Origin of the sequence: Dryocola clanedunensis, from assembly GCF_038405435.1 — a bacterium.
GTDB classification, from domain to species: Bacteria; Pseudomonadota; Gammaproteobacteria; order Enterobacterales; family Enterobacteriaceae; genus Dryocola; species Dryocola clanedunensis_A.
Map to the genome: position 1 here is coordinate 511,992 of NZ_JBBYHZ010000001.1, position 24,096 is coordinate 536,087.

A 24,096-nucleotide genomic window follows, 5' to 3' on the forward strand; every position below is an offset into this window, starting at 1 on the left:
CTCGCGACTAATGACAATCCTGAACCGCCCCTGCGGTCAAGCTTCTCATTAGCCGCGCGAACCTCTGCAACAAAGATCACACACAGCAACAATACATTAGTTTCCATAGAATTGCTGCCGTCTGGTTGAAAAAAGGGGCCTTAAAAGGCCCCTTTTTCTGAAACTCGCAAGACTTAGCGACGCAGACCCAGACGCTCGATCAGGCTGGTGTAACGTGCTACATCTTTACGCTTCAGGTAGTCGAGCAGTTTACGACGCTGAGAAACCATACGCAGCAGACCACGACGGCTGTGGTGATCTTTTTTGTGCTCTGCAAAGTGACCCTGCAGGTGGTTAATCTGTGCGGTCAGCAGTGCAACCTGAACTTCGGTAGAACCGCTGTCGTTAGTACCACGACCAAACTCAGAAACGATTTTAGCTTTAGCTTCAACGCTTAGAGACATTTTCAACTCCAGAATAATAGATAAATAGACAGGGTGCCGATCTCTAATTCAGCAACCCCAGTGCACATCGGGTAGATTGTTAAATAAACGCCCCGATGCTAAGCCGCGCTATTTTACCTGTAGCCACCTCTTATCGCAAGGTAACTACAGATGTCACACGGGATACTCGACGACCAGACGACGAGGCGCAACGCGACCGTCTTCGTCTATCTCGCCCATGCCAATGAATTTAGCGTCATCGCCTTCAGTCACACGAACCAGCCCGTCGGCTGGAACATTCGCGACCTGTACCGGCTGACCATTTTTGAAATAGCCCGCAACCGCAGGAAGCAAATTAACGAGTGGGAAGTCCGATGCCGGGCTGTCCATTGGCATTAAAAGTGGATCTAACAGCGTACCTGGCTCCACGTCCTGCCGATGTGCCTGTTCAACAAGTTCATGCAGCTGTTCGAGGGTCACCATACGTTCAACAGGATATTTGCTGACTGCCAGGCGGCGCAGGAAGGTCACATGCGCGCCGCAGCCAAGCTTTTCACCCAGATCGTCGGTGATGGTACGAATATAGGTACCTTTAGAACAGTGTATCTCCAGCTCCAGCTCATTGCCTTCGTGGCGAATAAACAGCAGTTCGTAGACCGTAATCGGACGTGCTTCGCGCTCTACTTCAATACCCTGACGGGCATATTCGTACAGCGGCTTACCCTGATGCTTCAGCGCCGAATACATGGACGGCACCTGCATGGTATCGCCACGGAAACTTTCCAGCGCCGCCGCAAGCTCTTGCTCGCTGAACGTTACCGGACGTTCCTGCACCACGGTACCATCCGCGTCCGACGTATCGGTGCGCTGGCCGAGGCGGGCAATCACACGATAACGCTTGTCTGAATCCAGCAGGTAGCGAGAAAACTTTGTCGCTTCCCCCAGGCAAATGGGCAGCATGCCTGTTGCCAGCGGATCCAGCGCGCCGGTATGTCCGGCGCGGTTAGCGTTATAGATACGCTTTACTTTTTGCAGGGCATCGTTGGACGACAGGCCCTGTGGCTTATCAAGCAGCAGCACACCGTGGATATCACGACCACGACGACGAGGACGACTCATTAATCCTCCTTGCTGTCGTCCGTATTCACGCGACGCTCGTCATCGTTACGAATGACGTTGGAAACCAGGTTGGACATGCGCATCCCTTCAACTAACGAGTTGTCGTAGAAGAAAGTCAATTCAGGCACGATGCGCAGGCGCATTGCTTTACCCACCAGAGTGCGGATATAGCCGGAAGCGTCCTGCAAAACTTTAATGCCCTCTTTGATGGCATTGTCGTCTTTGTCGTTCAGGAAGGTGACGAACACTTTGGCATAGGCCAGATCGCGGGAAACTTCGACACCGGAAACGGTGGTCATCATGCCCAGACGCGGATCTTTAATTTCGCGCTGCAGGATAATTGCGATTTCTTTCTGCAGTTCCTGAGAGACGCGCTGCGGGCGACCAAATTCTTTCGCCATAATAAATTCTCCATACAAATCGGGGGGCACTCGGCCCCCCTTAAGATATTGCCGATGACTCGGACTCTATCAGGCGATCGTACGCTGGATTTCGATGATTTCGAAGACTTCGATTACATCGCCCACGCGGACGTCGTTGTAGTTCTTAACGCCGATACCACATTCCATGCCGTTACGCACTTCGTTCGCGTCATCTTTGAAGCGGCGCAGGGATTCCAGCTCGCCTTCATAGATAACCACGTTGTCGCGCAGAACACGGATTGGGTTGTGACGTTTGACCACGCCCTCGGTAACCATACAGCCTGCGATGGCACCAAACTTCGGTGATTTGAACACATCGCGAACTTCGGCCAGGCCGAGGATCTGCTGTTTCAGTTCCGGAGAGAGCATGCCGCTCATCGCTGCTTTCACTTCGTCGATCAGATGGTAGATGACGGAGTAGTAACGCAGATCCAGGCTTTCAGCTTCAATCACGCGGCGAGCAGAGGCATCGGCACGAACGTTAAAGCCAACCAGGATTGCGTTGGAAGCCGCAGCAAGCGTTGCGTCAGTTTCAGTGATACCGCCCACGCCGGAACCGATGATTTTCACTTTCACTTCATCAGTAGACAGCTTCAGCAGGGAGTCGCTGATCGCTTCCACAGAACCCTGAACGTCGGCTTTCAGCACGATGTTCACTTCGGACACTTCGCCTTCGGTCATGTTGGCGAACATGTTTTCCAGTTTGGATTTCTGCTGGCGAGCCAGTTTCACTTCGCGGAATTTACCCTGACGATACAGAGCAACTTCACGCGCTTTTTTCTCGTCACGAACAACGGTAACTTCATCACCCGCTGCTGGCACACCAGACAGGCCGAGGATTTCAACCGGGATAGAAGGACCAGCTTCAGTCACTTCGCGACCCATTTCGTCACGCATTGCACGAACGCGGCCATATTCGAAGCCACACAGTACGATGTCGCCCTTGTTCAGGGAGCCTTCACGCACCAGAACGGTTGCTACCGGACCACGACCTTTATCCAGGAAGGATTCGATAACCACGCCGCTTGCCATGCCTTCACGCATTGCTTTCAGTTCAAGAACTTCAGCCTGCAGCAGGATTGCGTCCAGCAGTTCGTCAATGCCCGTACCTGCTTTAGCAGAGACATGGATGAACTGGCTTTCACCGCCCCACTCTTCTGGCATGATGCCGTACTGTGACAGTTCCTGCTTAACGCGGTCTGGATCGGCTTCCAGCTTGTCAATTTTGTTCACCGCAACAACAACCGGCACCTGCGCCGCTTTCGCGTGCTGAATTGCTTCGATTGTCTGTGGCATTACACCATCGTCTGCGGCAACAACCAGAACAACGATATCCGTCGCCTGAGCACCACGAGCACGCATAGAGGTAAACGCTGCGTGGCCCGGGGTATCCAGGAAGGTGACCATACCGTTGTCAGTTTCTACGTGGTAAGCACCGATATGCTGGGTAATACCACCCGCTTCGCCGGACGCAACTTTAGTAGAACGAATGTAGTCAAGCAGAGAGGTTTTACCGTGGTCAACGTGACCCATGATGGTAACAACCGGCGCGCGTGCTTCAGCAACTGCATCTGTATCACGGTCGCTCATCAGCGCTTCTTCCAGCTCGTTTTCACGACGCAGGATAACCTTGTGGCCCATCTCTTCGGCAACCAGCTGTGCGGTTTCCTGGTCGATGACCTGGTTGATGGTCGCCATTGCGCCCAGTTTCATCATTGCTTTGATGACCTGAGAGCCTTTAACAGCCATTTTGTTAGCCAGCTCGGCAACGGTGACGGTCTCGCCGATCACAACATCACGGTTAACGGCCTGTGCAGGCTTGTTGAAGCCCTGCTGCAGGGAGCTTGGCTTACGCTTGCCTTTACCACCACGAACCGCTGCACGCGCTTCTTCACGGTCAGCTTTAGACTCGCCGTGCTTGCCGCCTTTCTTCTGGCGTGGTGCTTTAGTCGCAGTCGTACGAGCGCGAGTCCGTCCAGCTTCTACCTGACGATCGTTTTCGTCTTCAGCCTGGCGGGCATGCTGAGAAGTGGTTACATGGTAATCAGTTTTGTCGTCTTCCACTTTCTCTTCTTCCGTCCAGACGCCAGCGTTTGCTTCAGCCATTTTACGGGCCTCTTCAGCTACACGACGGGCATCTTCTTCTAGTTTGCGACGGGCTTCTTCTTCCGCTTTGCGCTTGATCTCAGCAGATTCTGCTTCGCGGCGGGCTTTCTCGGCCTGGGCGGTTTTCGTCATATCGTCAGTTTGTTGATTGCTCACTTTGTCTTTTTCCGCAGCTTCACGTTTCGCTTTATCAGCGGCTTCACGCTTAGCTTGTTCTTCCGCTTCACGTTTAGCTTTTTCTTGCGCCTGACGATTGGCAGCTTCCTGCGCCTCACGTTGGGCTTGCTCTTCCGCTTCACGCTGCGCTTGTTCTTCCGCAGCAAGGCGTTCAGCCTCTTGCGGATCACGTTTCACAAAGGTGCGCTTCTTGCGGACTTCGATTTGTACCGACTTACTTTTCCCACCGGTACCTGGAATATTTAAAGTACTGCGCGTTTTGCGCTGTAAAGTCAACTTGTCTGGTGCTGAGCCGTGTTCACGGTTCAGGTGGGTCAGCAAGGTTTGCTTCTCTTGCGCGGAAACAGAGTCTTCAGCCGACTTCGGGATCCCTGCATCAGCAAATTGCTGTACCAGGCGGTCCACGGAGGTCTGAATCTCTTCGGCCAGCGCTTTTACGGTTACATCTGTCATGCTGTTCCTTCCTGCTACAGTTTATTACGCTTCGTCGCCGAACCAGCAGATATTTCGAGCAGCCATAATTAATTCACCGGCCTTCTCGTTGCTCAATCCTTCAATATCTGACAGGTCATCAACACCTTGCTCAGCCAGGTCTTCCAGCGAGCTCACACCACGTGCAGCCAGTTTGAATGCCAGAGTGCGATCCATACCTTCGAGGTTCAGAAGATCCTCTTGAGGTTTGCTATCGCCAAGGCTTTCTTCCTGGGCAAGGGCCAGCGTAGTGAGGGCGTTTTTAGCGCGTTCGCGTAATGCTTCCACTGTGTCTTCATCAAGGCCGTCAACTTCTAACAGCTCTTTCACCGGCACATAAGCCAGCTCTTCAAGGCTTGAGAAGCCTTCTTCAACCAACACGGTGGCGAAATCCTCGTCAATGTCGAGGTATTTGGTAAAGGTATCAATGGCGGCATGCGCTTCTGCCTGGTGCTTAGCCTGCAGGTCATCAACGGTCATGACGTTGAGTTCCCAGCCGCTCAGCTGCGCTGCCAGACGCACGTTTTGACCGTTACGGCCAATCGCCTGCGCCAGATTTCCTGCCTCTACCGCGATATCCATCGTGTGTTTGTCTTCGTCAACCACAATGGAAGCCACATCTGCCGGGGCCATAGCATTGATAACAAACTGCGCCGGGTTGTCATCCCACAGCACGATATCAATACGCTCGCCACCCAGTTCAGTGGAGACTGCCTGTACGCGTGCACCACGCATACCAACGCAAGCACCAACCGGATCGATACGTTTGTCATTGGTTTTCACGGCGATTTTCGCACGAGAACCCGGATCGCGGGCTGCGGCCTTGATTTCAATGACTTCTTCGCCGATTTCTGGCACTTCGATGCGGAACAGTTCGATCAGCATTTCCGGTTTGGAACGGCTAACGAACAGCTGCGCGCCGCGCGCTTCAGGGCGTACGGCATACAGCACACCGCGAATACGGTCGCCTGGACGGAAGTTTTCACGTGGCAGCATGTCTTCACGAATGATGACGGCTTCCGCGTTATTGCCCAGATCCAGAGAAATATTGTCACGGTTAACTTTCTTAACCACGCCGGTGATAATCTCACCTTCGTGCTCACGGAACTGATCGACAACCATCGCACGTTCAGCTTCACGAACTTTCTGTACGATAACCTGTTTTGCGGTTTGCGTGGTGATACGGTCAAAGGTCACAGATTCGATCTGGTCTTCTACGTACTCGCCCACGTTCAGCGCAGGATCTTCGAATTGAGCGGCATCAAGGGTGATTTCACGCGTCGGCTGCGTCACTTCTTCGACAATGACCCAGCGGCGGAAAGTATCAAAGTCACCACTTTTACGATCGATGCTTACACGCACGTCGATCTCTTGCTCGTATTTTTTCTTCGTCGCTGTTGCCAGCGCACTTTCCAGTGCTTCAAAAATCTTTTCGCGCGGAAGAGACTTTTCGTTGGAAACTGCTTCTACAACAGCCAAAATTTCTTTGTTCATCCTGGGTTTTCACCTCAATCCAAACTATTAAAAGTGGGGTACCAGGTTCGCTTTCTGGATGTTGCTCAGCGCGAACACTTCGTCTTTACCTTCGACCGTGACCGTGATCATCTCACCCTCGACGGCTTTAATAATACCCTGCCATTTGCGACGGTTCTGCACGGCCATACGCAACACAATGCTCACTTCTTCGCCAGTATAGCGAACGTAATGTTCTGCAATGAACATTGGGCGATCGAGACCAGGTGAGGAAACTTCAAGGTTATAGGCCACAGTGACGGGATCTTCGACGTCCAGCACTGCACTGACCTGGTGACTGACATCAGTGCAATCATCAACATTGATGCCGTCTTCACTATCAATATAGATGCGCAGCGTAGATTGGCGACCTCGAACGAATTCGATACCCACCAGTTCGTAGCCCAGTGCTTCGACGGGTGCTGTAATCATCTCTGTTAATTTTTGCTCTAATGTGGACAAGCCCACCCCCAAGACGTAAAAAAAGGGCATATAGCCCAGTTATTCTGAAGTCAGATAACAAAAAACCCCGATAAATCGGGGCTTTATATAACTGAACCCTGTATGCCGCAATTGCGGCCCGGACACCGTCCAGGAGAATTTTTTTCTAAATTCTTCGCGAGGCACCAAATGGCTCACAGTATATTTGAAAAAGAACTCTCAGGGAAAGTGGTTGCGGGGGCCGGATTTGAACCGACGACCTTCGGGTTATGAGCCCGACGAGCTACCAGGCTGCTCCACCCCGCGTCCGAAAACGTGGAAAATACTACGCCAGAATTGCAATAAATGCAAGAATTGCTGGGATTTGGTACCGAGGACGGGACTTGAACCCGTAAGCCCAATCGGGCACTACCACCTCAAGGTAGCGTGTCTACCAATTCCACCACCTCGGCACTTTGCGTACGGCGCTCAATTCAGCCGTACAGAAGCTTACTGCTTATTACTGTGGGATATCGCTTGTCGGCCTGGTAGGTGCCGCTGGCGTGGTCTGCTCAGATTTCGCTGGCTGACTCAAATTCTCCCACTCACTTCCTTTACTGGTTTTGTTGCTGTTGATATTTCCCAGCACCAGGCTGATGATGAAGAACAACGTTGCCAGCACACCAGTCATACGGGTCATGAAGTTACCAGAACCACTTGAACCGAAGAGTGTTCCGGAAGCGCCTGCTCCGAAGGAGGCTCCCATATCAGCGCCTTTACCTTGCTGCAGCATGATGAGACCTACAAGGCCCAGAGCTACAATAAGGAAAACTACTAAAAGAGCTTCGTACATAATCAACCTGTTCCTTGCGGGATTACCGCATACCAATTGCTTCAAACCAGTGTAGCGGGCAAAATCACGTTTACCCACTGAAGCGGGTGAGAATACTAACCAAAGCAGCACGGGTGCGCAAGGGCAATTTATTATCCTTGCGCTGATTGCAGAAAAAAACAGCAGCCCGCGCTTTTTTGCTTATATAACAGGCGGCAAGCGCCGTCTTTTTGTTCGTTTACGGTGCAGGTTTATTAAACCGCTTTCACCGCATCAGCAATACGATTGGCATAATCCGTGACCTGATCGTGATCCTCGCCTTCAACCATCACACGAATTAAAGGTTCAGTCCCAGATTTACGCAGCAGTACGCGTCCACGGCCACCCAGTGCCTCTTCCACTTCTGCTGTCACTTTTTTGACGCTGTCATGCTCAAGCGGATCGCCGCTGCCCGCCGTAAAGCGGACGTTGACCAGAATCTGCGGGAATAATTTCATGCCGCTGCACAGATCGTGCAGGCTCATATGGTTGCGCACCATCGCAGTGAGCACTTGCAGCGCAGCGACGATTCCGTCACCGGTGGTAGTTTTGTCCAGCAGGATAATATGGCCGGAATTTTCCGCACCAATTCTCCAGCCTTTCTCCTGAAGTTTTTCCAGCACATAGCGGTCGCCCACTTTTGCGCGAGTAAACGGAATGCCGAGCTGTTTGAGCGCTAATTCCAGCCCCATGTTGCTCATCAGCGTGCCGACGGCACCGCCGCGCAGCTGGCCCTGGCGCAGTCCTTCACGAGCAATGATGTAGAGGATTTGGTCGCCATCCACCTTCAGGCCCTGATGGTCAACCATGATCACTCGGTCACCGTCGCCGTCAAACGCGATACCGATGTCGGCTTTCTCAGCCAGCACCCGCTCCTGCAACATACGAACGTCCGTTGCACCGCATTTTTCGTTGATGTTCAGACCGTCCGGCTCGCAGCCTACGGCAATAACCTTCGCACCCAGCTCACGCAGCACGTTCGGTGCAATGTGGTAGGTCGCTCCGTTGGCGCAGTCCACAACGATTTTCAGCCCGTTCAGGCTAAGTTCGTTCGGGAAAGTGCCTTTGCAGAACTCGATATAGCGACCCGCAGCATCAACGATACGGCTTGCCTTACCCAGTTCAGCGGAATCCACACAGGTAATCTCTTTTTCCATTTCCGCTTCGATAGCTTCTTCCACGTCGTCCGGCAGCTTAGTCCCGTCGATAGAGAAGAATTTGATTCCATTATCGTAGAACGGGTTATGGGAAGCAGAAATGACGATCCCGGCTTCGGCACGGAAAGCGCGTGTCAGATAAGCAACTGCGGGCGTTGGCATCGGGCCGGTGAAAGAGGCAGACAGACCTGCAGCTGCCAGGCCAGCTTCAAGGGCCGACTCAAGCATATAGCCGGAAATACGCGTGTCTTTACCGATAATAATTTTACGAGAGCCGTGGCGAGCCAGCACTTTACCGGCGGCCCAGCCAAGCTTCAAAACGAAATCAGGCGTGATTGGGCTGTCGCCCACGCGGCCACGAATGCCATCGGTGCCAAAATATTTACGGTTACTCATAGCGTTTGTTTTCCTTCGCTGAAAGTGTGGCCTCGACCACGCGCATGGCTTCTACGGTCTCTTTCACATCGTGTACTCGAATGATGTGCGCACCCTGCATTGCGGCAATGACCGCGCAGGATAAGCTGCCGCTCAGGCGCTGATCGGGCCCGACGTTAAGCAGCTGGCCAACCATTGATTTCCGCGACATTCCAACCAGCAGCGGTAAGCCGAAGTGATGGAACTCTGAAAGTCGGGCAAGAAGCTGGTAATTATGGCTGAGATTTTTACCGAAACCGAAGCCCGGGTCGAGCAACAATTTTTCTTTTGGGATGCCTGCCGCCTCACAGCGTGCTATTTGCTCAACAAAAAAGCGATCGACATCGGCAAAAACGTCTTTGTACTGAGGAGAGTGCTGCATGCTCTTCGGCTCGCCCTGCATATGCATCAGGCAAACCGGCAACCCTGTTTCTGCGGCTGCTTCAAGCGCGCCGGGCTCCTGCAGGGAGCGGATATCATTGATGATGTGAGCGCCCACTCGCGCAGACTCACGAATCACTTCTGCTTTAGAAGTATCCACTGAGATCCAGACTTCAAAGCGCTGGGCAATGGCCTCGACCGCCGGGATAACCCGGGCTAATTCATCCTCAACGCTCACTTCAAGCGCCCCGGGACGCGTCGACTCTCCACCAATATCAATTATTGTCGCCCCGGCGTTAATCATCGCGTTGGCATGCTTAACCGCCTCAATCAGCGAGTTATGCTTGCCGCCGTCGGAAAACGAATCGGGGGTGACGTTTAAAATCCCCATGACGTGAGGATGAGAGAGGTCGAGCGTGGTGCCCTGAGCGTTGAGTTTCATCAAATATCCCTTGGGTAGACATCTTAAGACAAAAACAAAAAACCCCGGGCAGGCCCGGGGTTTGAATTACTTACCGCAAAAACATTGGTCAGACTCGGCTTACTTGTCGCCCAGCTGTTCTGACATGGTATTACCCGGGTTTGGCGTACGCGGTTCATCGACCGGACGCGGCGCACGAGGTGTACCGTTGTTATCAGAGTTATTGCTGCCGTTGCTGGAGTCTTCCCAACCCGCTGGCGGACGAACGTCACGGCGAGCCATCAGATCGTCGATCTGCGGCGCATCGATGGTTTCGTACTTCATCAGCGCGTCTTTCATGGTGTGCAGGATGTCCATGTTCTCATTCAGCAGCTGACGTGCACGAGCATAGTTACGCTCGATAAGCAGCTTAACTTCCTGATCGATGATACGAGCTGTTTCATCGGACATATGCTTCGCTTTCGCGACTGAACGACCCAGGAATACCTCACCCTCTTCTTCCGCGTACAGCAGCGGACCGAGTTTTTCAGAGAAGCCCCACTGGGTAACCATGTTACGAGCGATGGAGGTCGCGACTTTAATGTCGTTAGACGCACCGGTAGAAACATGTTCGGCACCGTAGATAATCTCTTCTGCAAGACGACCGCCGTACAGCGTAGAAATCTGGCTTTCCAGCTTCTGACGGCTGGCGCTGATCGCGTCACCTTCAGGCAGGAAGAACGTCACGCCAAGCGCACGGCCACGAGGAATAATCGTCACTTTGTGTACCGGATCGTGCTCTGGTACCAGGCGGCCAATAATCGCGTGTCCCGCTTCGTGGTAGGCGGTGGATTCTTTCTGCGCTTCCGTCATCACCATGGAGCGGCGTTCCGCACCCATCATGATTTTGTCTTTCGCTTTCTCGAATTCAACCATCGATACCACACGCTTGTTGCCACGAGCAGCAAACAGCGCAGCTTCGTTCACAAGGTTTGCGAGGTCAGCACCGGAGAAGCCTGGCGTACCGCGAGCAATGATTGCTGCATCGATATCTGGTGCCAACGGCACACGGCGCATATGCACCTTCAGGATTTGCTCACGGCCACGAACGTCTGGCAGACCAACCACAACCTGACGGTCGAAACGGCCTGGACGCAGCAGCGCTGGGTCAAGCACGTCCGGACGGTTAGTCGCGGCGATAACGATAATGCCTTCGTTGCCTTCAAAGCCGTCCATCTCAACCAGCATCTGGTTCAGCGTCTGCTCACGTTCATCGTGACCGCCGCCCAGACCTGCGCCACGCTGGCGGCCTACGGCGTCAATTTCATCGATAAAGATGATGCACGGTGCGGCTTTCTTGGCCTGTTCGAACATGTCACGCACACGAGATGCGCCCACACCCACGAACATTTCAACGAAGTCAGAACCGGAAATGGTAAAGAATGGCACTTTCGCTTCACCCGCGATGGCTTTCGCCAGCAGGGTTTTACCGGTACCCGGAGGGCCAACCATCAGCACGCCTTTCGGGATTTTACCGCCCAGCTTCTGGAAGCGGCTCGGCTCACGAAGGTACTCAACCAGCTCAGCAACCTCTTCTTTTGCTTCGTCACAGCCTGCAACGTCAGCGAAAGTGGTTTTGATTTGGTCTTCGGTGAGCATACGCGCCTTGCTCTTGCCGAACGACATGGCACCTTTGCCACCGCCGCCCTGCATCTGGCGCATAAAGAAGATCCAGACCCCAATCAACAACAGCATTGGGAACCAGGAAATAAAGATAGAAGCCAGTAAGCTCGGCTCTTCAGGCGGTTCGCCTACAACTTTAACGTTCTTGGTCAGCAGATTATCAAGCAGCTTGGGATCGTTAACGGGGATGTAAGTCGTGTATCGGTTACTATCTTTCTTGGTAACTTTGATTTCACGTCCATTGATACTCGCTTCACGAACCTGGTCCTGATTCACTTCAGACAGGAAAGTGGAGTAATCCACCCTACGGCCGTTTGACTCGCTGGGCCCAAAGCTCTGGAACACAGACATCAGCACAACCGCGATGACCAGCCAGAGTATTAGGTTTTTCGCCATGTCACTCAAGGGATTAACCTCATATTACAACTGTGTTAACAAACAGCGTCAGGGTACTATACTTTGCGCCCGGTCGCTACAATGTACACTTCACGTGAGCGGGCACGAGAAGAGTCCGGCTTACGAACTTTAACCTTCGTAAACAGGGAGCGAATTTCCCGCAGGTATTCATCGAAACCTTCGCCCTGAAACACTTTCACTACAAAACTTCCGCCCGGCGCCAGAACATCACGACACATTTCGAGTGCCAGTTCTACTAAATACATAGCGCGTGGGATATCTACTGCCGGTGTCCCGCTCATGTTTGGTGCCATATCTGACATGACAACCTGAACTTTACTGTCACCAACACGTTCCAGCAGGGCCTTGACGACTAGTTCATCACGAAAATCGCCCTGAAGGAAATCCACACCAACGATAGGATCCATTGGTAAAAGATCGCAAGCAATGATTCGCCCTTGATTCCCGATTTCAGTCACAACGTACTGCGACCATCCTCCGGGAGCAGCGCCAAGATCGACAACCGTCATTCCTGGCTTAAAAAGTTTGTCACTTTGCTGTATTTCATCAAGTTTAAACCAGGCACGGGAACGCAACCCCTTTTTCTGTGCCTGAAGTACATATTTATCGCTAAAGTGTTCCTGCAGCCAGCGACTGGAGCTGGCAGAACGCTTTTTACCTGTCATCTCAATTTCCAACTTTGTTCATCGTGAGTGGCAGACTGTTAAAAATCAGCACAGCCGATTTGGCGATACACTGGAGATGGCGGTAGAATGAACCGTTTTCAATCCCAACGTAAGCAAATAATACGATGAATCTGAGTACTAAACAAAAACAGCACCTGAAAGGTCTTGCTCATCCACTCAAGCCAGTAGTCATGCTGGGCAACAATGGTTTGACCGAAGGGGTACTGGCCGAGATTGAACAAGCACTTGAGCACCATGAGTTAATCAAGGTCAAAGTCGCAACAGAAGACCGTGAGACAAAGACACTGATTGTGGATGCTATCGTGCGGGAAACCGGCGCCTGTAATGTACAGGTCATCGGTAAAACGCTGGTGCTTTATCGCCCATCCAAAGAGCGTAAGATTTCTCTGCCAAAGTAAGCAGATTGTGCAAAATGCCACGCTCTGTGAGTTGATAAAAGGCCGCTATGCGGCCTTTTTCCTTTCTTTACAATACACGATCCCCACGCTCAGTGGGCGTTGTGATTATAAATACTCAACTTTCAGGACTTCGAATTCGACATCGCCGCCAGGCGTACGAATTACCACCACATCATCCTGCTCTTTCCCCACCAGACCGCGTGCGATAGGCGAGTTAACAGAAATTAAATTCTGTTTGAAATCAGCTTCATCATCGCCAACGATGCGATAAGTCAGCTCTTCTTCACTCTCAAGATTCAAAACTGTTACCGTTGCGCCAAAAATGACGCGGCCGTTATTCGGCATTTTGGTAACGTCAATAACCTGAGCGTTCGACAATTTGGCTTCGATATCCTGGATACGTCCTTCGCAGAAACCCTGCTGCTCACGCGCTGCGTGATACTCTGCGTTCTCTTTCAGGTCGCCATGCTCGCGTGCATCAGCAATCGCGGCAATAATTTCCGGGCGACGAACGGACTTCAGGAAGTCCAGCTCTTCACGTAATCTTTCAGCGCCACGTAGGGTCATCGGAATAGGTTGCATTTGTTATACCTCTTAAAAACTGTCCTGTTCAGCACCGCCGGAAGCGGCACTGACTTAAGAGCATAGCCAGCGCATTTGCCTGGCAACAAATAAAAGAAAACTGACCCGGAGCAATGCCCCAGGCCAGGAACGGTTTTCAATTTGATACGTATTTTACCCTGGAGTTCCCTGAGGGTCATCGTTTACTTTGCACCGCGATGCACCGTAGTATGGCTGCACGTTTCCAGGTTGTTACCGCGAGATTATGCGATTTTTTAGATTTGTCATTGGATTGACCAGTGCAGTGGTATTGAACGTTCAGGCCGCTAACGTTGAAGAGTACACCTCCCAGTTACCTGCGGGGGCAAATCTGGCGCTTATGGTGCAAAAGGTCGGTGCACAGACCCCGTCGATTGACTATCACAGTCAGCAGATGGCGCTGCCCGCCAGTACCCAGAAGGTGATTACCGCACTGGCTGCCCTGCTGCAGCTGGGGCCCGATTTTCGCTTTACCACCACCCTGGAAAGCCACGGGCAGATCGCGAACGGAGTGCTTAACGGCGACCTTATCGCGCGATTTGGCGGCGACCCGACGTTAAAGCGTCAGGACATTCGTAATATGGTGGCGGTGCTTAAAAAATCTGGCGTCCAGCAAATTCAGGGGAACGTGCTAATCGATACCTCCGTCTTTGCCAGCCACGACAAAGCCCCCGGCTGGCCCTGGAACGACATGACCCAGTGCTTCAGCGCCCCGCCAGCTGCGGCAATTGTCGATCGAAACTGCTTCTCTGTCTCGCTCTACAGCGCGCCGAAACCAGACGATTTGGCCTTCATCCGCGTCGCTTCATATTATCCCGTGCTGATGGCAAGCCAGGTGCGAACCCTCGCGAAGGGCTCACCGGATGCTCAATACTGTGAGCTGGATGTCGTGCCGGGCGATCTCAACCGCTTCACGCTTACCGGCTGTATGACGCAGCGCGCCGACCCCCTGCCGCTCGCATTCGCCATTCAGGACGGTGCGAGCTATGCGGGGGCAATCCTGAAGGCCGAGCTAAAAGAAGCAGGCATCACCTACACCGGTACCCTGCTTCGCCAGACTCTGGTCAACACGCCAGGCACCGTTATCGCCAGTAAGAATTCAGCCCCTCTGCATGATTTGCTGAAAATCATGCTCAAAAAATCGGACAACATGATCGCCGACACCGTTTTCCGGACGATTGGTCACAACCGGTTTGGCGTACCCGGAACCTGGCGTGCAGGCTCTGACGCAGTGCGTCAAATCCTCAGCCAAAAGGCGGGTGTCAATTTAGGTAACACTATTGTGGTGGACGGCTCGGGCTTATCCCGTCATAACTTGATTTCACCGGCCACCATGATGCAAGTGCTGCAATACATTGCGCAAAATGACAGCCAGCTGAACTTTATTTCTATGCTGCCGCTCGCAGGCTACGACGGCTCTTTACAGTATCGCGCTGGCCTTCATCAGGCGGGTGTCGACGGTAAAGTTTCCGCGAAAACAGGCTCATTGCAGGGGGTATATAACCTTGCCGGCTTTATCACTACCGCCAGCGGGCAGCGCATGGCCTTCGTTCAGTACTTATCCGGCTACGCCGTAGAGCCAGCCGATCAACGTAACCGACGTATCCCGCTAGTGCGCTTTGAAAGCCGCCTCTATAAGGATATCTACCAGAATAACTAAGCGATGAAACTGCTGATTGTTGAAGACGATTTACTGCTCCAGGAAGGTCTGGCACAAGCGTTGGGCAATGAAGGCTATGCGCTGGATTGCGCAGCAACCGCCGCCCAGGCCGACGCGTTGATACAAAGCGGCGAATACAGCCTGATTATTCTGGATCTCGGCCTGCCGGACAAAGACGGGGCTACGCTGCTAAGCCAGTGGCGCCGCCGCGGCGTAAGCAATCCGGTACTGATTCTCACCGCCCGCGATGCGCTGGAAGACCGGGTTAAAGGCCTGGATTCGGGGGCGGATGACTATCTGGTTAAGCCTTTTGCGCTGGCAGAGCTGCAGGCGCGCGCAAGAGCGTTGATTCGCCGCTATCAGGGCCACAGCGATAATCTTCTCGAACAGGACGACCTGACGCTGAACCTCCAGACGCAGCAGGTTCTGCTGCAGGATCAGCCGCTTGAAATCACGCCGAAAGAGTTTGCCCTGCTGACGCGATTAATGATGCGTATCGGGCAGACCGTGCATCGTGAAACCTTACAGCAGGATATCTACAGCTGGCAGGACGATCCCGGCTCGAACACTCTTGAAGTCCACATTCATAATCTTCGCCGCAAGCTGGGCAAAGATCGGATCAAAACCGTGCGGGGCGTTGGCTACCGTCTGGAGAGCCGTTCATGAACAGCATGCGTCGGCGGTTAATGGTATTGCTGGCGCTGATCCTGCTATTTTTCCAGCTAATCAGCGTGCTGTGGCTCTGGCACGAAAGCCGCGAGCAGATTGGTTTTCTGGTCAACGAAACCCTTTCCGCCAAATCGCGCAACCAGCACGTTGAGAAAGAGATCCGCGAGGCCATTGCCTCACTGCTGGTTCCTTCGCTGGTGATGATCGGCTTTACCCTGTTCTTCTCTTTCTGGGCTATCACCTGGATCACCCGCCCGCTCAATCGCCTGCGCACCAGCCTTGCCAACCGCTCGGCGGATAATTTATCCCCGCTGCCTATGTTCTCCGACATGGAAGAGATGGTTGCCGTCACAACGTCCCTCAATCAGCTTCTGGGGCGCCTGGACAGCACCATTCAGCAAGAGCGCCTGTTTACGGCAGATGCGGCTCACGAACTGCGTACGCCCCTTGCGGGCCTGCGCCTGCATCTGGAATTAATGGCTAACGCCGGAAACGCTCAGGCCCCCATGCTGCTCGACCGCATCGACCTGCTGATGCACACCATTGAACAGCTGTTAATGCTTTCAAGGGCGGGTCAGGCGCTGGCAAGCGGTCATTACAATACCCTGACATGGACAAGCGATATCATTGCGCCGCTGAAAATGGAGATGGAAGAGATGATGGCGCTTCGCGGTCAGACCATTGACTGGCCTGAGGCAGGCCCGGCGACGGTCCAGGGCGATGCCGTCCTGCTGCGGCTGATGCTGCGTAACCTGCTGGAAAATGCCTCCCGATACAGCCCGGAGCAAAGCGTTATTACTGTCGCTGTGGCGCAGCAGGATAACGGCACGGCGGTTACCGTATCCGATCGGGGACCCGGCATCGACGAGCAACAGCGACAGCTGCTTACTGAACCGTTCCGCCGCATGGACCAGCGCTACGGCGGAAGTGGGCTGGGGTTAAACATCGTGCAGCGAATAGTCCAGCTGCATCACGGCAGGCTCTCTTTGAATAACCGCCAGCAGGGAAACGGCCTGCAAGCCTGCTGCTGGCTGCCTGACACCATCCAATAAAAAAGGGCCGGAATCTCCGGCCCTTCTTCTCAACGCTGATTATTACTGGCTGATTATTTCTGGCTACTTATTTCTGATAAATGATTTCGACGCCTTCGTCGTCATCTTCATCCCAGTCGTCATCCCAGTCATCGTCTTCCGCTTCCGCGGCTTCTGCTGCGTCGAGCTGCTGCTGATGATAATCATCCCACATAAACTCGATCTTCTCAGGGGCCACCGGCTCAACTTCGCTGACTTTAGGGTTGGCGATGATGAAGTCCATCACGTCCCAGCACAGCGCGTTCACGCCTTCACGGTTAACCGCAGAGATCAGGTAGTATTTATCTTCCCAGCCCATAGCGGTGGCGATTTCTTTCGCGCGCGCTTCGGCTTCTTCCTGGCTCATCAGGTCAACTTTGTTGAAGACCAGCCAGCGTGGCTTCTGCGCCAGCTTCTCGCTGTATTTCTCAAGCTCGCCGATGATGATACGGGCATTTTCGACCGGATCGGACTCGTCGATTGGTGCAATGTCAATGAGGTGCAGCAGTACGCGGCAACGCTCCAGGTGCTTCAGGAAGCGGATACCCAGACCGGCACCTTCCGCAGCGCCTTCGATCAGGCCTGGGATGTCGGCAACCACAAAGCTCTTCTCGTTATCCATGCGGACAACGCCGAGGCTTGGCACCAGGGTAGTAAACGGATAATCAGCCACTTTTGGCTTCGCCGCAGAGACGGAGCGAATAAAGGTCGATTTACCCGCATTCGGCAGACCCAGCATACCCACGTCCGCTAACAGCATCAGCTCCAGCTGCAAATCGCGCTTGTCGCCCGGCGTACCCATTGTTTTTTGACGCGGAGTACGGTTTACGGAAGATTTGAATCGGGTGTTGCCCAGGCCGTGCCAGCCGCCTTTACCAACCATTAACCGCTGACCATGCTGCGTCATATCGCCCATGGTTTCGCCAGTGCCCTGATCGATAACGCGAGTACCCACCGGCACTTTAACCGTAACGTCTTTACCACGCTTACCGGTACAGTCACGGCTCTGGCCATTCTGGCCACGCTCGGCGCGGAAAGATTTTTCAAAACGGTAGTCGATCAGCGTGTTGAGGTTCTCATCGGCTTCCAGCCATACGTCACCGCCATCACCGCCGTCACCGCCGTCCGGGCCACCCCTTGGGATATATTTTTCACGACGGAAGCTAACGCAGCCGTTACCGCCATCACCTGCTACGACCAGGATCGTTGCTTCATCAACAAACTTCATTTCACTTCTCCGTAAATCATTCGCCCGAACGTTGTACTGGTATGACAGCGTCGGTTTTGTGCCAGCGTCCCCAGAGACGGTGACCAATGGCGGAATACATCGCGCCGGCCACCACGACAAACGCGCCGCAATAGCCCACAAGGTTAAGCAGCGGCATGGCGAAAAAGTCTGGCCAGGCTAACGCTAATAAATCTGAAAACAGCAGTGTAAACAGTGGCGTTAGCGTAATCAGCGCGCTTACCTGCGCCGCCTGCCACCGGGCCATTGCCTCTGCGAGCGCCCCATATCCCACCAGGGTATTCAGGCCGCAGAAAACTAAACATGCCAGCTGCCAGCCGCTAAGCTGAAAAAGCACGTCCAGCTTTGCCAGAGGCAACAGGGCAATAGTACATAAAGTGTACAGCAAAAAGAGGATCTGTTGCGAGGCCAGACGGCGTAATAACACCTTCTGCGCCACACCGTAGCTGACCCAAACCGTCGCCGCCCCAACGCCGAATATCACCCCAAGGGTGTAGTCCGTCAGGCGGGTAAAAATTTCTATCAGGCTGGTGTTGAAAAACATCACCAGGCCGCACAGCAGCATTAAAGCCCCGATAATCTGCGTGCCGCGCATTTTCTCCTTCAGCACGACGACGCTTGCCACCATCATCCCCACCGGGGAGAGCTGGCCTATCACCTGAGACGCAGTCGGACTCAGGTACTGCAGGGAGGAGCTAAACAGTAAGAAATTACCGAACAGCCCACCCGTCGCGATGGCCAACAGAACCAGCCAGCGTGGATTGCGGAACAGGGTTAACGAGGGCAGCTTTCCGCGCAAAGTGAGAATGGTTCCGAGGCCAATACTGGCCATCAGGAAACGGTAAAACACCACCGTCGGAGGTTCCATCACCACCAACACCTGCTTCATCGCTATCGGCAGCGCTCCCCAACAAACAGCGGTGGTCAATGCCAAAAGAATGCCAATACCTGCCTGCTGCTTCACGCTGACGCTCCATGCTACTGCATAAATTTACCGGGCGCAGAATGTAAAAAGCCCCGCAACGTGTTGCGGGGCTTCAATCCGTTACCGGGACGCGAAAAACTTACTCAGCAACGATGCTGATGAACTTACGGTTTTTCGGGCCTTTAACTTCGAACTTAACTTTACCGTCAGTCAAAGCGAACAGAGTATGATCTTTGCCGCAACCTACGTTGCTGCCAGCGTGGAATTTAGTACCACGTTGACGAACGATAATGCTGCCTGCCAGAACTGCTTCACCGCCGAAACGTTTTACGCCCAGACGTTTAGCTTCGGAATCGCGACCGTTACGAGTTGAGCCGCCAGCCTTTTTATGTGCCATTTAATCTGCTCCTCTTAAGCGCTGATACCAGTGATTTTCACATCAGTGAACCACTGACGATGGCCTTGCTGCTTACGGTAGTGCTTACGACGACGAAACTTAACAATCTTAATTTTCTCGCCACGACCGTGTGCAACAACTTCAGCCTTGATTACGCCGCCATCAACGAAAGGAACGCCGATTTTGACATCTTCACCGTTAGCGATCATCAGAACTTCAGCGAACTCAACAGCTTCGCCAGTTGCGATGTCCAGCTTTTCCAGGCGAACGGTCTGACCTTCGCTTACTCGGTGTTGTTTACCACCACTTTGGAAAACCGCGTACATATAAAACTCCGCTTTCCGCACACACCTTACATTGGTTTCAGGTGGCGCTATAAATATTCACAATAGGGCGCGAATATTACGCAAACACGGAGCATTTGACAAGCCCGATTGTGCATAGACGTAGAAAAAAAACGCAACGTCACACACAACGTTTATCTGCCTCGTTTTTTCAGTACAATCTGTACTACATTATCACTCCTCTACCTCCACGTTATTCCTTATGGACATGTGGTAAACAGGACTGTAGCCAGACTTTTGCGATGAATTTAGAAAAAATTAATGAGTTAACCGCGCAAGATATGGCGGGTGTCAACGCGGTCATCCTTGAGCAGCTCAACTCGGATGTCCAATTGATCAATCAGTTAGGCTATTACATCGTTAGCGGTGGTGGAAAGCGGATACGCCCGATGATAGCTGTTCTGTCCGCACGTGCGCTGGGCTATCAGGGCAGCGCGCACGTCAGTATTGCTGCACTGATCGAATTTATTCACACCGCCACGCTGCTGCATGACGATGTGGTGGATGAATCTGACATGCGCCGTGGTAAAGCAACGGCCAACGCGGCGTTTGGCAATGCTGCCAGCGTTCTGGTGGGCGATTTCATCTACACCCGTTCCTTCCAGATGATGACCAAACTGGGCTCGCTCCGCGTGCTTGAGGTCATGTCTGAAGCGGTCAACGTGATTGCCGAAGGCGAAGTTTTGCAATTGATGAACTGCAACGACCCGGATATCACGGAAGAAAGCTACATGCGCGTCATCTACAGCAAAACAGCCCGTCTGTTTGAGGCGGCGTCGCAGTGCTCCAGCATCCTCGCGGGCGCCACTGAAGAGCAGGAAAAGGCGCTACAGGACTATGGCCGCTATATCGGCACTGCTTTCCAGCTGATTGACGATTTACTGGACTACAGCGCGGACGGTCAGACGCTGGGCAAAAACGTGGGTGACGATCTCAACGAAGGCAAGCCAACGCTTCCGCTGCTTCACGCTATGCGTAACGGCACCCCGGAACAGGCAAAGATGATCCGTGAAGCCATCGAGCAAGGCAACGGCCGCCACTTATTGCAGCCGGTCCTCGACACCATGGCAGCCTGTGGCTCACTGGAGTGGACGCGTCAGCGTGCCGAAGAGGAAGCAGACAAGGCTATTGCCGCCCTTGCTATCCTCCCGGAAAGCGAGTCGCGGGAAGCACTGATTGCCCTGGCTCATATGGCCGTTCAACGCGATCGTTAAATTTTAAGCGCGCCCTGAAAAGCGCGCTTAAAATTTCCAGATAATACAATTTCTCGCCTCACTCCTCATCCCGCCCCTCTGCAGTTTCATCCCGTTTCACCTCATTTTGTGTAACAAAACACAGATCTAAGCATTGTCTTTTTTTATTGGAATTTTTAAAGTGAATTCGTGCTATAAACTCCAGAATAAAATCAACGGCACGACAGGACTGTATCAGCAACAGGGAGGTGAAATGGACAGAAAACAGCATGACTGGCACCCGGCAGATATTATCGCCGGACTCAGGAAAAAAGGGACATCTCTTGCCGCGGAGTCCCGCAAAGCAGGTTTAAATTCGGCTACGCTAGCCAATGCGCTGAGCCGCCCCTGGCCAAAAGGCGAACTGCTTATCGCTAAAGCGTTGGGAACCAAGCCGTGGTTAATCTGGCCCTCACGTTATTACCATCCAGTCACAAACGCCTTTATTGACCGTTCGTTACTGATTCGTGAAAAGCGGCAAAAACCCACCGCAGATGAGCAGGAGTGACGAGATTTAAGGCAGGAAAAACGGAAAACGCCCACGCAACCTGGGTTGTGTGGGCGAATAAATAACTAAACTTTATCTTTCAGCCAGGCCCTGCAACCGAAGTCACAGGGCTAATGCCTATGGCGTGACGATGTTGAACCAGAATTCAAACTTGTCCATATAGCCAAGCACTTCATCAAGCTTACCGGCGTCGCCGGTGATTTTTACGTCACCTTTGTCTTTGGCCTGCTGCAGCGTCTCTTCCTTCAGCACGATGCGGTTAAGCGTATCGCGGGAAAGGTTGATCGTTGCGTCAGCGTTGGCAGCTTCAGAAGCTGGCGTATGGTTAAGAACGCCATTTTCCAGCTCCAGCTTGTATTTCCCGCCCTGGTCTCCGAAGTCGAAGTTCAGCACAACGTGAGCATTTGCCGCTTTTTCACCGTTGATATGGACAGCCATGTAGTCAAAGAACATTTCTGGCGTCATCGCACGTACGGTATCCGGGCTTGCGGTGTTTGGCGTTGCCGCTTTCACTACGCCGTTACGCAGCTCCTGCGCGCCAGACAGGTAGAAGTTACGCCATGGACCAGATTCAGCCTGGTAGCCCATCTGCTCCAGCGCATCCGCTTCCAGCTCGCGGGCAGCCTTGTTATCTGGATCCGCGAAGACAACGTTGTTCACAACCTGTGCAACCCAGCGGTAGTTACCCTTGTCGAAATCAGCTTTCGCTTTGCTCAGGATATTGTCGGCACCGCCCATGTACTCCACGAATTTCTTCGCGGACTCTTCCGGTGGCAGCTCATCCAGGGTAGCCGGGTTGCCGTTGAACCAGCCGAGATAGAAGACGTAGGTTGCCTTCACGTCATGGCTGACGGAACCGTAGTAACCACGGCTAGCCCAGGTTTTAGCAAGCTTCGGCGGCAGCTTAAAGTTGGCCGCGATTTCGTCACGGGTCAGGCCTTCGTTTGCCATACGCAGCGTCTGGTCATTGATGTAACGATACATATCGCGCTGACCTTTCATCAGGTTGACGACGTTTTCTTTACCCCAGGTTGGCCAGTGGTGCTGGGCAATAATGATTTCGGCATCGTTGCCCCAGCGATCGATAGCGGCGTTGATGTACTTCGACCAGGCCAGCGGATCGCGGATTTTCGCGCCGCGCAGGGAATAGGTGTTGTGCAGAGTGTGCGTCACATCCTCCGCAGCCTCGATCATTTTCTTCTCTTTGACGTACCACAGCATTTCAGACGGCGCTTCGGAACCCGGTGCCATCATGAAGTCGTAGGTCAAACCATCAATCACTTCTTCCTGACCGGTGTGGGTGATGTAGTTGGTAGGAGCCAGCAGGGTCACGGTACCGGCAGACGTGGTAGTCCCCAGACCCGCACCAACCTGACCTTTCACGTCAGCAGGCAGCAGGTTGCCGTACATATAACTTGCGCGGCGGCTCATGGCGTTACCTGCCATGATATTTTCGTCAACGGCTGCGCCCATAAAGCCCTGCGGGCCATAAATTTTCACTTTACCGGCTTTGACATCGGCTTCATCTACAACGCCGCGCACGCCGCCATAGTGGTCAACGTGGCTGTGGGTGTAGATAACAGCAACGACCGGCTTTTTCCCGCGATTTTTATAATACAGATCCATACCGACTTTAGCGGTTTCCGCAGAAACCAGCGGGTCGATAACGGTAATCCCGGTTTTACCTTCGATGATCGTCATGTTGGAAAGATCGAGGTTACGGATCTGGTAAACGCCGTCGGTTACTTCAAACAGGCCGCTGATGTTGATCAGCTGGGACTGACGCCACAGGCTTGGGTTGACGGTATCAGGAGCTTTATCGCCCTCTTTAATAAAAGCGTATTGCTGAGGGTTCCAGACTACGTTCCCGGCTTCGCCTTTAATAACGTCCTGAGGAAGCGCGGCTACAAAGCCTTTATGAGCATTGGCAAAATCGGTTTTGTCAGAAAACGGCAGCTGGTTATAGAGGGCTTCGTTTGCTTGCTTAGTGGCAGGCGTCGCGTCTTTAGTAGGGGCTGGCGTGGCAGCAGTCACGGACAGTGACGTCAGCAGTCCCGCTACGGCCAGGCTCCTGGCTATCAGATTCAATTTCATTAATTCAACCTCTGGATTTTGGTCTGTGTTTTCGGTGATGCAGGCTGAAGCTTAAGCCCGCAAGCAGATTCTGGGAGACATTCGCAGATCGTCAGGTTATTGAAAAATAGTTCAACTTACCCAAAAAGCAAATATTAAGGATATTAAGAATCGCGCAGCAAAAGAGGGCCAGGCTGCGTTTATTTATGGGCCTGATATCACCGCCCCGCGCAAATAACGTCATCATAAACATCCAATACCAGCGCAGCTTTAGGCTGTGGTATTTCGGGCAACATGCTTATTTACTACCCAGCCA

Annotated in this window: 23 protein-coding genes and 2 tRNA genes; 6 read left to right on the forward strand and 19 right to left on the reverse strand. The window is 53.1% G+C overall.

Annotation, left to right across the window (positions count from 1 at the left end):
* Positions 1–173: 173 nt before the first annotated feature.
* The 13 genes from rpsO to rlmE form a co-directional block, all read right to left on the reverse strand.
* Positions 174–443, reverse strand: a complete 270-nt coding sequence (gene rpsO / locus AAE045_RS02305) for a 30S ribosomal protein S15 (RefSeq protein ID WP_002434239.1) — start codon at positions 441–443, stop codon at positions 174–176.
* A 153-nt stretch (positions 444–596) separates the two neighbouring features.
* The gene (gene truB, locus AAE045_RS02310) at positions 597–1,541 is read right to left on the reverse strand and encodes a tRNA pseudouridine(55) synthase TruB (RefSeq protein WP_455546303.1); all 945 of its coding nucleotides are present in this window, start codon (positions 1,539–1,541) and stop codon (positions 597–599) included.
* Complete coding sequence (gene rbfA, locus AAE045_RS02315) at positions 1,541–1,942, reverse strand: ribosome-binding factor A (protein ID WP_455425881.1); 402 nt, start codon at positions 1,940–1,942, stop codon at positions 1,541–1,543. Before rbfA ends, truB begins: the two co-directional genes overlap by 1 nt.
* A 69-nt stretch (positions 1,943–2,011) precedes the next feature.
* Positions 2,012–4,699 carry a translation initiation factor IF-2 gene (gene infB, locus AAE045_RS02320; RefSeq protein WP_455546304.1) on the reverse strand — a complete coding sequence of 896 codons (2,688 nt, stop codon included), beginning with the start codon at positions 4,697–4,699 and terminating at the stop codon, positions 2,012–2,014.
* Positions 4,700–4,723: 24 nt separating this feature from the next.
* Positions 4,724–6,211 carry a transcription termination factor NusA gene (gene nusA, locus AAE045_RS02325; RefSeq protein ID WP_271129961.1) on the reverse strand — a complete coding sequence of 496 codons (1,488 nt, stop codon included), beginning with the start codon at positions 6,209–6,211 and terminating at the stop codon, positions 4,724–4,726.
* Positions 6,212–6,238: 27 nt separating this feature from the next.
* Complete coding sequence (rimP, locus tag AAE045_RS02330) at positions 6,239–6,691, reverse strand: ribosome maturation factor RimP (RefSeq protein WP_455546305.1); 453 nt, start codon at positions 6,689–6,691, stop codon at positions 6,239–6,241.
* Positions 6,692–6,899: 208 nt separating this feature from the next.
* A tRNA-Met gene (locus AAE045_RS02335) sits at positions 6,900–6,976 on the reverse strand.
* 59 nt (positions 6,977–7,035) lie between these two features.
* Positions 7,036–7,122, reverse strand: a tRNA-Leu gene (locus tag AAE045_RS02340).
* Positions 7,123–7,169: 47 nt separating this feature from the next.
* The gene (gene secG / locus AAE045_RS02345) at positions 7,170–7,502 is read right to left on the reverse strand and encodes a preprotein translocase subunit SecG (protein ID WP_202304123.1); all 333 of its coding nucleotides are present in this window, start codon (positions 7,500–7,502) and stop codon (positions 7,170–7,172) included.
* Positions 7,503–7,735: 233 nt separating this feature from the next.
* Positions 7,736–9,073, reverse strand: coding sequence for a phosphoglucosamine mutase (gene glmM / locus AAE045_RS02350; protein ID WP_455425883.1), 1,338 nt, complete (start codon positions 9,071–9,073; stop codon positions 7,736–7,738).
* Positions 9,066–9,914 carry a dihydropteroate synthase gene (folP, locus tag AAE045_RS02355; protein ID WP_455546306.1) on the reverse strand — a complete coding sequence of 283 codons (849 nt, stop codon included), beginning with the start codon at positions 9,912–9,914 and terminating at the stop codon, positions 9,066–9,068. Before folP ends, glmM begins: the two co-directional genes overlap by 8 nt.
* Positions 9,915–10,013: 99 nt before the next feature.
* A complete protein-coding gene (ftsH, locus tag AAE045_RS02360; RefSeq protein ID WP_202304120.1) occupies positions 10,014–11,951 on the reverse strand; it encodes an ATP-dependent zinc metalloprotease FtsH in 1,938 nt (645 codons plus the stop codon).
* Positions 11,952–12,007: 56 nt separating this feature from the next.
* On the reverse strand, positions 12,008–12,637 hold the full coding sequence (gene rlmE / locus AAE045_RS02365) for a 23S rRNA (uridine(2552)-2'-O)-methyltransferase RlmE (protein WP_167610764.1): 630 nt from the start codon (positions 12,635–12,637) through the stop codon (positions 12,008–12,010).
* Positions 12,638–12,762: 125 nt separating this feature from the next.
* Here rlmE and yhbY point away from each other — a divergent pair, with 125 nt between their 5' ends.
* Positions 12,763–13,056 (forward strand): ribosome assembly RNA-binding protein YhbY, encoded by a 294-nt coding sequence (yhbY, locus tag AAE045_RS02370; protein WP_202304119.1) that lies wholly within the window; start codon positions 12,763–12,765, stop codon positions 13,054–13,056.
* A gap of 105 nt (positions 13,057–13,161) precedes the next feature.
* Here yhbY and greA read toward each other — a convergent pair whose 3' ends face one another.
* Positions 13,162–13,638: a transcription elongation factor GreA gene (gene greA, locus AAE045_RS02375; RefSeq protein WP_202304118.1), complete on the reverse strand. Its 477-nt coding sequence runs from the start codon at positions 13,636–13,638 to the stop codon at positions 13,162–13,164.
* 244 nt (positions 13,639–13,882) lie between these two features.
* Between greA and dacB the strand changes: the two genes are divergently transcribed.
* Genes dacB through pmrB form a run of 3 tightly spaced genes read left to right on the forward strand, consistent with a single transcriptional unit; the run spans position 13,883 to position 17,037 of the window.
* Positions 13,883–15,316 (forward strand): serine-type D-Ala-D-Ala carboxypeptidase, encoded by a 1,434-nt coding sequence (dacB, locus tag AAE045_RS02380; RefSeq protein WP_455546307.1) that lies wholly within the window; start codon positions 13,883–13,885, stop codon positions 15,314–15,316.
* A 3-nt stretch (positions 15,317–15,319) separates the two neighbouring features.
* Entirely contained in the window at positions 15,320–15,982 is a 663-nt protein-coding gene (gene pmrA, locus AAE045_RS02385; RefSeq protein WP_455546308.1) for a two-component system response regulator PmrA, read from the forward strand.
* A complete protein-coding gene (gene pmrB, locus AAE045_RS02390) occupies positions 15,979–17,037 on the forward strand; it encodes a two-component system sensor histidine kinase PmrB (RefSeq protein ID WP_455546309.1) in 1,059 nt (352 codons plus the stop codon). Before pmrA ends, pmrB begins: the two co-directional genes overlap by 4 nt.
* 67 nt (positions 17,038–17,104) lie before the next feature.
* Here pmrB and cgtA read toward each other — a convergent pair whose 3' ends face one another.
* The 4 genes from cgtA to rplU form a co-directional block, all read right to left on the reverse strand.
* On the reverse strand, positions 17,105–18,283 hold the full coding sequence (cgtA, locus tag AAE045_RS02395; RefSeq protein ID WP_271129966.1) for an Obg family GTPase CgtA: 1,179 nt from the start codon (positions 18,281–18,283) through the stop codon (positions 17,105–17,107).
* A gap of 16 nt (positions 18,284–18,299) precedes the next feature.
* Positions 18,300–19,265 (reverse strand): DMT family transporter, encoded by a 966-nt coding sequence (locus AAE045_RS02400; protein WP_455546310.1) that lies wholly within the window; start codon positions 19,263–19,265, stop codon positions 18,300–18,302.
* A gap of 100 nt (positions 19,266–19,365) precedes the next feature.
* Positions 19,366–19,623 carry a 50S ribosomal protein L27 gene (gene rpmA / locus AAE045_RS02405; RefSeq protein ID WP_121267728.1) on the reverse strand — a complete coding sequence of 86 codons (258 nt, stop codon included), beginning with the start codon at positions 19,621–19,623 and terminating at the stop codon, positions 19,366–19,368.
* 14 nt (positions 19,624–19,637) lie between these two features.
* Entirely contained in the window at positions 19,638–19,949 is a 312-nt protein-coding gene (gene rplU, locus AAE045_RS02410; RefSeq protein WP_202304112.1) for a 50S ribosomal protein L21, read from the reverse strand.
* A 260-nt stretch (positions 19,950–20,209) separates the two neighbouring features.
* Here rplU and ispB point away from each other — a divergent pair, with 260 nt between their 5' ends.
* Both ispB and sfsB read left to right on the forward strand, forming a co-directional pair.
* The gene (ispB, locus tag AAE045_RS02415) at positions 20,210–21,181 is read left to right on the forward strand and encodes an octaprenyl diphosphate synthase (protein WP_455546311.1); all 972 of its coding nucleotides are present in this window, start codon (positions 20,210–20,212) and stop codon (positions 21,179–21,181) included.
* 232 nt (positions 21,182–21,413) lie between these two features.
* The gene (gene sfsB / locus AAE045_RS02420) at positions 21,414–21,707 is read left to right on the forward strand and encodes a DNA-binding transcriptional regulator SfsB (RefSeq protein WP_455546578.1); all 294 of its coding nucleotides are present in this window, start codon (positions 21,414–21,416) and stop codon (positions 21,705–21,707) included.
* Positions 21,708–21,824: 117 nt separating this feature from the next.
* On the opposite strand, the gene AAE045_RS02425 is transcribed toward sfsB, so the two are convergent.
* Positions 21,825–23,801 (reverse strand): alkyl/aryl-sulfatase, encoded by a 1,977-nt coding sequence (locus tag AAE045_RS02425; protein ID WP_455546312.1) that lies wholly within the window; start codon positions 23,799–23,801, stop codon positions 21,825–21,827.
* Positions 23,802–24,096 lie beyond the last annotated feature (295 nt).